Here is a 2,174-nt window from a genome sequence, read left to right on the forward strand (position 1 = left end):
CATTCAGCCAAGCCGAAATTGACTCCGTACACAGTCCAGTTGGCATCGCGGAAGTCACAGGCAAACAACCCTTCGAAATCGCCATCTCCATCTCCGCACAAATCATCCAACTCACTCAAAATATGTCGAATAACGAATCAAATAAAGAAGTAAAAGCAGAGAAGAAAAAGGGCAGTGGACTCACATGGAAAGAAATCAACCAAGTCTTGAGCGAGGCTTAATGGCCTTTAGTTCTGTTCCCTCCCATTTCTTCAAGGGGAGAATTTGCTGTCTGCCAAAAAGCCAGATACAGGTTTCTCGTTCCCATGCTCCAGCGTGGTAATGCATACATAATTTGCATTTTCTACTGTAGGTTGCGCCTTTAGGCCAACAATTACGTTATTCAATATCGCCAACCCAAACCCATTCATTCGACGTTACTTTTTTAAATAGCCGTTTGACCTCGTTCATCGGCTTTTCCTTGCCTCATTTGATTGGTTTGGAACAGTCAAGGGTCACTCTGCCCCCCCCCCAAAAAAAATATTTTTCAAGGGTGCATCTCTCTGTTCCTTCCCCTGTTTTAGGGGAAGGTTAGGATGGGGTTGTGTCTTGGCTCTTGTAGGGCACGATGAGCGAAGCGTGATCTGCCGTCTTATTCTCTATTGAAAACACTATTAGCAATTTTCACCAACACGCGTTAAATTAAAATGACAATGGAATAATCAAGAAACTAATGGATGGTTCTTTTTCTTTATAAATCCCTCCTTTTTTCTTAGTGATATTTCGTTCATTAAATTATGGCGCGCACGCTTATTTTTTAATTTAACTCTGACTCTAATTATTCAATTATTATTTAAACGGAACAAAAACAGTTTCCATGTTTCGTTCCTCAACAAGTTTGGCAAACAATTTTTGTCCGCTTAAGTGGGTATTGAGGCTGTAGAATTACTCTTTATTTTGAAAAATAGTTTTTTTTATGAGTTCGAAATGCATTACCTAATGCGTTAAAAGCGCTTAAGATTGAGCGCAGAGGCTCGTTTTTTATTAAATTTGGCTGTTGGAGTAATTCTACAGCCTCGTTATGTATTAGGAGGCAATTAACATTGAGCACTGTCGAGGATTGGGCTAAGAAAATTGTTTCCAATGAGCTGGGTAAGAAAGTTGAAGTTCATGATGATGGTTCCGAATCTGGAATGTATGATCTTAGGATAGGATCAAAGAACTCTCCTGACTACGCTATTGAATGTGTTGGCGCAGTTTACCCTGTCGCAATTGAAACGTGGAATATTGGCCCTGCAAAGGGTCCCATTAAGATTAACTCATCAAGTGATTGGAACGTTTCGATTAGGAAATCTGCGAATATTAAAGCGCTCAATCTAAATATTGCCAATGTTATAAGGCAATGTGAAGATTTAGGTCTTTCAGAATTTACGCCAGTTGATTGGCAGTTAAAACGCTTTAACGCAGAATTGTTCAACGCCTTAGATGGTTTAGGAATAACTTCCTTTTGTATGTTTCGAGAAGTGGGCAGTAGTAATGCTTATCTGTCTATGGACGGCGGAGGCGGAGTAGTCAATCAAAGTAGTGGTGACTTAGTCGATTGGGTGAGTAAATTTTTAAGCGCGGATGATAAGGCCGACGTTATAAAGAAACTTCGAATCTCTAGCGCAAAAGAAAAGCATGTCTTTATTCCGATTGTTCTTGGTGGTGTACCGTGGAGCGTTGCATCTTATTTCTTTAGTGAAATGCTTGCACCAAAGATTTTACCAAAGTTACCTGAACCTATAACAGGGGTATGGATTACTTTGAATAACAAGGGAGTGAGGTACTTGGATGGTCAGTGGCATATTTTTAGTTGTTAAAATGCATAACAAACCCATGCACGGCGATAGCTTCTTCGTTACGGCTTTACCTTCACTACAAAGCTGTGCGTGTTGACTGCATTAGGTCTTCCACCACGTATCATTCGCTTGCTCGAATAATTGGAATAATTGGGGTCAGAGTAAAATTAAACCTATTCCCTAGAAAACGGTTGCTCATGTTAACCTTAGTGATATCGTAAAAGTATGAGAGAAAGGAGTCTCCATGCCACGTCGTCCAAGAGTTTCAATCCCGGGTTATGTCGAGCACATTATTCAGCGCGGTAATAACCGCCAGCCTATATTTGCGTGCGATGAAGACATTAAAGCTTATGC

The 2,174-nt window shown here is 40.5% G+C and carries 1 protein-coding gene and 1 pseudogene; both read left to right on the forward strand.

What is annotated here, in order from left to right; genetic code table 11:
- Positions 1–221, forward strand: a pseudogene (locus tag MUS1_RS15510) (XdhC family protein); the annotation flags it as partial.
- Positions 222–1,082: 861 nt separating this feature from the next.
- Complete coding sequence (locus tag MUS1_RS15515; protein ID WP_036164119.1) at positions 1,083–1,841, forward strand: hypothetical protein; 759 nt, start codon at positions 1,083–1,085, stop codon at positions 1,839–1,841.
- Positions 1,842–2,174: the final 333 nt, after the last annotated feature.

The organism is Marinomonas ushuaiensis DSM 15871, assembly GCF_000521805.1.
GTDB classification, from domain to species: domain Bacteria; phylum Pseudomonadota; class Gammaproteobacteria; order Pseudomonadales; family Marinomonadaceae; genus Marinomonas; species Marinomonas ushuaiensis.